At 35.5% G+C, this 6,673-nt stretch carries 3 protein-coding genes; 1 reads left to right on the top strand and 2 read right to left on the bottom strand.

Annotated features, from left to right (window positions below; all coding sequences use genetic code 11):
• The first annotated feature begins 641 nt into the window (after window positions 1-641).
• Complete coding sequence (locus tag F6K22_RS26535) at window positions 642-2,675, top strand: sensor histidine kinase (protein WP_293104965.1); 2,034 nt, start codon at window positions 642-644, stop codon at window positions 2,673-2,675.
• 1,788 nt (window positions 2,676-4,463) lie between these two features.
• Here the strand turns inward: F6K22_RS26535 and F6K22_RS26530 are convergent.
• Both F6K22_RS26530 and rnc read right to left on the bottom strand, forming a co-directional pair.
• Window positions 4,464-5,480 (bottom strand): Gfo/Idh/MocA family protein, encoded by a 1,017-nt coding sequence (locus tag F6K22_RS26530; protein WP_293104963.1) that lies wholly within the window; start codon window positions 5,478-5,480, stop codon window positions 4,464-4,466.
• Window positions 5,481-5,758: 278 nt separating this feature from the next.
• The gene (rnc, locus tag F6K22_RS26525) at window positions 5,759-6,511 is read right to left on the bottom strand and encodes a ribonuclease III (RefSeq protein ID WP_293104960.1); all 753 of its coding nucleotides are present in this window, start codon (window positions 6,509-6,511) and stop codon (window positions 5,759-5,761) included.
• Between the last annotated feature and the right edge of the window lie 162 nt (window positions 6,512-6,673).

The following is a 6,673-nucleotide window of genomic DNA, read 5'->3' as shown; positions in this document are numbered from 1 at the left end:
TTGAAAGTCGTACCCCTATTGCCTAGTTCTGTCGATATTTTCTACATTAAGTTTTTTAGGAGCCAGGAATCAGGAATTAGGAGCAGAAAAAATGTCTGTTTAGTAATAGGTAAACTTAAATTTGGGGGCTAATTTTTAGATCAAAACTGATGCTTACAAGACTTGCAAATAGTGATTATATAGTGATTATATAGCTATCAAATTGGTTCTATAAGAGACTGTTTGTCAAAGGAATATTAAATCTAGACGGAGGGTCGGTTTTACTAACGCAAAGCTTTGGGTTCTATAGACTTGAAATTAAGTTATGGAGTCAAACTAGATGTGTATTCAAGAGTAGAACATAATAGTTTTTCGAGGTTAGTAGTTTTACTCTATAGAGTCAATATAATCAGGTACGATATACCATGGAATAGTGAATATATAGAATAACTCATCCCTGGTTGTTTTTTAATAGCCTTTTCTTAAGCCTGAACAAACATAAGTATTTATAAGAGTCTTATTATAACACAAAGCTGTCCTTTCTAGGATGTTGCTCTAGACCAAAATTGTCGGTAAAAAATGTTATGATTAAACAAGTTCCATCCTCATTTCGCAGGATTCTACTATCGCGAATATTGCTACTTACTGTACCAGTATTAATATTGGGTCAGTATATAATCTATAGGCAAGCACGTTCTACCCTTCTAGACACTGCTCGCCAAAACCTGAAAGAAAGCGCAGACAGAAAGGCCGAAGATATTCAACAATGGGCAAAATCCCTAGAATCGAATTTAGTTAGTGCCAGCCAAAGCTATGTACTTCAATCTGGTACAACTCAAGAGTATCAAAATTATGTTGAACAGTTATACAAAATGTTATCTAGTCAGGTAAGTTGCGTTCAATTGAGTAACTTACAAACTGAGCAGATCGTCGCGAATACTTGTGGTGCTGAATCAATACATTCTTTATCAGAAAATATATGGCCTCAACAGCAGAAACAACTTATTAGGGATAACTCCAATATTTACATGAGTTACATACAGCCAGAACAGTTAAGTTCAGAGGATGGCTCAAATAATCAGGAAGGCAATCAAAAAACACAAGTTAGCTTAGGTTTAAGTGTACCAGTATATGTTGTTGAAGCTGGCGAAAAAAAATTGCAGTATGCCTTGAGTATTAAGTCAGCTTTACCAATGCATACCAATAGAAAAAGAGGCTCACTGACAGGTTCAACTGTAGTAATTGATTATAAGGGTACGATATTGGCTAGTCCAGACCCTAGTAGACTGGGACGTAATATTTCTGAAGGGCCAGATGCAGGGAAACTAGAAAGTATTATCAGAAATGCACAGGAAGGCAAAAAGGATTTTGCCCATATATTTTCTTTTGAGGAAACAGATATTTCCAGTAGGAATGATGGAAGTAAAAATTCTTGGAGAGAAATTATTGATGAACTAAAAAAGATATTGCCTGAATTGTTAGGACTTAAATTATCAGCAGATAATGAATTTTTAGCGGGGTATGTTGCTATTCCTAGTCCTATAGATAAAGATAATGATAATCAGTGGATTGTTTTAGCAATTACACCTATAGATTTTGCTTTATCTGGTCTTAGAGAAGTTCAAAAGGTGCTAATTATTCTAGTTTTAGGTTTAGTTGCTGCTAGTATAATAGCAACTATTTATTTGGCTCGTGATTTGGCTCGTCCTTTGGAAAAACTGCGAGATTATGCCATTACTGTTAATGATTTAGACTCTCCCAAGAAAGTACCTCAAAACATAAAAATTAGCGAGTTTAATCAACTATCAATTTCATTACAGAAGATGGTAGAAAGGCTAAAGAAGTGGGCTTATCAACTAGAAGTAACTTCTAAAGAGGCTCAGGTTGCTAATCAGCTAAAAAGTGAATTTTTGGCGAATATTTCCCATGAGTTAAGAACTCCACTTAACGGAATTATTGGTTCACTTCAATTAATTTGTGATGGTTTTTGTGATAGTAGAGAAGAAGAAATAGATTTCTTGAAACAAGCTAATAATTCGGCTATTCATTTGCTAAGAATTATTGATGATATCCTGGAGATCCGTAGAATTGATTCAGGAACTTTATCTATGATATTTGAGGATGTCAATATTATCAAATTGTTACAAGAGACAGTGGATTCGTTTAGAGACAATATTCAACAAAAATCTCTACTTTTCAAACTAAATCTTCCTCCACAACTAATAATTGTTTACGCTGATATAGAAAAGTTAAAGCAGGTGTTTAAAAATGTTATTAGTAATGCAATTAAATTTACAGAAAAAGGGAGTATTAATATTTCTATTAGCCTCAAATATAATGAATCAAGTATTTGTAAAAACACCAATTATTTAATGGATTTTCAGGGTGAGAAAGTTAATGAGGTTTTAGTTACAATTCAAGATACAGGAATTGGTATTAATTTAGAACAACAGCATAAATTATTTCAACCTTTTGTAATGGTAGATGGTACAAAAACCCGTAAATTTGGTGGCAATGGATTAGGATTAGCAATTTCTCGCAGTCTGATGGAAATGATGAATGGTGATATTAAACTCTCTAGTGAAGGCATAAATCAAGGAACTACAGTTAATATTACTATGCCAATTAAGAAAATACTATCATCTGAGGAAAAACTGTATATTTCAACAGAAATTAAATTGAATTCTCAGAGTTAATTTATAGCAATTTAATTGGGGATAAAAAACTTTCTATTTCTTCTCCTCCTTGTACCTTTTTTCTTAGCTATCTTCTCCCTCTTGGCTACTAGCTCTTTCTTCAATGATTTATAACTGTTCATCCAAAATGATACAGCCTATTCCCTAAGTACAGGACAAAAATTGAAAAGTGTGGCTAAAATCAGATTCATATTGATCTAATACCAAGCATGATAAGTGTTTGCTACAAATAGCTAGGGTATTTCTTAGGAGTCAAGCCACACCTAACCCCTCCCTGGAGGGGAAGTCAGTCGGACAGAGTCAGAATAAATAGGTTTGATACATTTTTTTACATCGTAACTTATCTTTTTCGTAAAATACAAATTTCCGATAAAATCTTTTAATACTGTTTATTATTCGTAAAATTATTTTTTCATGCATGATATAATACCATTTATCAAAAGTAATCCTAGGCTGGGAAAGTAGTCAAAATAACGAGAGATATAACATAGGGAGCGTAAACAATCTAATTACTTTAATAAATAGTATTTAGAAATAAAAAATTTAAGTATAGCAAAGTTTTTGAGAATTGGTATAAGTTCAGAAGAAGACGGCGAAGATCGTCAAAACCGCAACGAAAAATTCTCTTGGCTTTACGTCCATGTTTTTTGGTTGTGATTGGTTTGTTTTGTGTCAGCTGCTTACCAGTACAATCTACCCAAACATATTGCAATACTTAGGGCTTACTGATTGATTAACTTTCAAAGCATTTACAGATAAAGGCTAAAGCCTTTATTATTATGTGAAAAAAGTACCAGCTTTTCGGTCGAAAAAGCTCAAAATTTTAATATTTTGAGCAGACAAGGGTAGAAAAATCACTCTTACAATTATTCCGACTACCTCCTCTATAATTCCTATTTATCCTGAGTTCTGAGTTCTGAGTTTTACCCTCACTAATAAGACTTTTTCAGCAAACCCTACTTAGCAAAGCAAACAATCTGCTCAAACGCTCAGAGTGTTGAATATTAGTATCGAAGAATCTTTGTAGATGTTTGTAGTTTGATTCGGTTTTGGCACTACCTTTCATTAATGGATAATGGATAATTGATAATGGATAATTACCTCTCCCTAAAAGCTATCCCTTACCCATAAGTCTTGAAACCCTTGTGGGGAGAAGGGGAGCAGGGAGCAGGGAAGAAAGGAGAAAAAATCATAGTAGCTAAGTAAAACTACTGAAGTTGTCAAAAAAAATGTATTTTTACATACATTTTTTATCCCAAAAAAGCCGACCAAAGACTTGTGCATAACTCGTCTATTTTGTAAAGCTTTATGTTAAGAAAGATGTGGGTAAAGCATAGCCCTAAAAGGGAGATGATTGACCAATAAGGAAAAAATTTATTTTCTAGGTCGATTGGATATGGCGAGGTTTCCCGAAGAGTGCATAGCCGCTCCGCTTTTCATGTCGGCGACAGCCGAAACGCCATCCCATCCTGACGGAATGCTCCGCTTTCCGACCGCTTTTTTCCCCTTGAAAGGGGAGGCTTTTAACCTAAACTGTTTAATTATTTAATTATTAATTATTCGGTAAATCCTGTGGCCATATCTGTTAAATTCACTGTTTTGACTCGAAACAAGGCTATCAAAAAAATGCCCAGAAAACTTATACTAATTACCATGTATTAATGCTATAATTATGCTGATACTTCAATTATTCAATTATTAGTCTTCCTCTATGCCACTTTAGATTTTAAACTGGTATAAAAATTCCGTGTTGCCACCTAAATACAAGGTCGGGAGTATGTTAATATTTTAAGATTGGTCACATTTGATTGTTTTTCCTCCTTGCTGAAGAGAATCATTTAAAGCACAGAGGATTCCTACTAATTTAGCACCTACCCAACCAGAAGAAATTTGTGAAGTAGTATTCTGATGTATACAATTTAAAAATTCATTGCACACTTGAGCTAAAGGTTCAGCTTTTTCGACCGTTAAGACTTCCCGACTGACATCTACTGCTTTCCAGCGATCGCCCAGATATTCTAAATGACCATGTTGAATAACTAAAGGTTGCTCGGCTGACATTTCATCAAAAATTAATGTTCCTTGATTACCTACTACTCCTAAACGACGTTGTTTATCAGGGTTGAGCCAACACAGATGTAAAAAAGCTTGAAAACCACTAGGATAAGTTAGTTTAGCCATAACTAAATCTGACTGTGGCGGTTGTTGGGGGAGCCAGACTATACCATTTGCTTGTACTTCCACAGGTGTTTCCTGTAACCAAGCATTCAAAATACAAATATCGTGAATTGCTAAATCCCAGAGTGCATCAACATCTGGGCGCACAGGCTCAATATGAGTCCGTGTCGCATAGCCATAACGCAACTCTCCTAACCTACCTTCTGTAACTATAGTTTTCCCTGTTTGTACAACCGGATTAAATAAGTAAGTGTGATCGACAAAAAGTTGACGTTGTTGTTGTTCGGCTAATTTACATAGTGCAACTGACTCTGAATGTTCAAGCGTTAAAGGCTTTTCTGAAAAAACGTGATAACCTTTTTTCAGAGCAGCACTAATAATCTCGTAGTGGGTAGAAGCTGGAGTGGCGATCGCTACTGCTGTAATTCCTGGTAGCTCTAACGCTTCTTTCCAACTTTCTATTAACATGATATCTCGATCTAATTGCAACCGCTCTTGAATTGCTTGTAATTGTTTTGGGCTAGGATCTACTACAGCAATAACTTGAGATTGAGGATGATTCAGGAAGTTCCGAACTAAGTGAACTCCCCAACGACCTGCACCAAATATAACAATTCCTATTTCCATAAGTTTAAATATAAAAGATTGAGCTGATATGAATTGGCGTTGACTGGTGTTTTAACCCTATCACATTCAGGTTAAGATGTCGAATACTAGAGTTTTTCATCTAATATGATGTCCGGATAATTAGTGATGAAAAAAACTTCCTCATTCTTCCTTCTTTCTTCCCTCCTGAGGACTGAGGACTCCGTCGTTTATTTATAAGTATTCAACCGGACATGATATAACTGTTCAAAATTTTGATTTGTCAATTTCTGTCAAAGACCTCTGACAAAAGTGAAAATTTAATCTTTTTTCATCCTCTTTTCTTCTTTTATATTCTCTGTTCCGGACTGCTGTAAGAAATCTAAAGCAGATTTAGCTGCGGCTTGCTCTGCAGCTTTAATTGATGGTCCCTTACCTACACCAAGTTTCTTGTCTTTAAACCAAACTTCTGCCAAGAAACGTCCACGATCGCCATGAATCTTATTTGCTTCGTGAACTTGATAATTTGGTAGTGTTTTGTAGTGACCTTGAGTCCATTCTTGGAGAGCAGCCTTATAATTTTGACGGGCGGGATCGCTGCGGATTTCTGCAATTAACTTTTCAAAGTGATAATCTAGCCAGGGGCGGATTAATTCCAAGTTATTGGTACTTAAATAAAGAGCAGCTAAAACAGCTTCAAAAGAATCTGCTAGTCGAGACTCTTCTCCAGCTTTATCCCCTGCTGCACTTTTGGATACCAGTAAATAGCGACCCCATCCATATTTATTGGCGATTTGTGCTAGAGAGCGATCGCTAACTAAAATGGAACGAATGGCAGCAAATTCTCCTACAGGACAATGAGGATAATTTTCTAACAGTAATTCAGCAGCTACGAGTCGCACTACTGCATCTCCTACAAACTCTAATTTTTCATAGTTATGTGTTGATGAAACTGTAGAGTGGGTTAAAGCCAAGTCTAGCAAATTCCATTTAATTGAACTGTGCTGAGGAATAGATAATTTTTCGACTAAAGATTTAAGTTGCTTTTGGCGTGGATGATATATTTGAGTCATCTAAAACAAAATCGGTATTTGGGAGATCCGTCAGCTTTAGCTACGGGAGGATAATATATTTGAGTCAGCTAAAACAAATCAGTAGTTGGGAAACCTATAAGCTTTAGCTATGGGAGACAAAATGCCTGGGTAACTTGAGTCGCTGCCTCCTTTTAAACAGGA

The sequence above is a fragment of the Okeania sp. SIO2F4 genome (genome assembly GCF_010672385.1).
Lineage (GTDB): Bacteria > Cyanobacteriota > Cyanobacteriia > Cyanobacteriales > Microcoleaceae > Trichodesmium.
The sequence above is the reverse complement of the archived record's forward strand: the minus strand, read 5'-3'. Positions and strand labels throughout refer to the sequence as shown.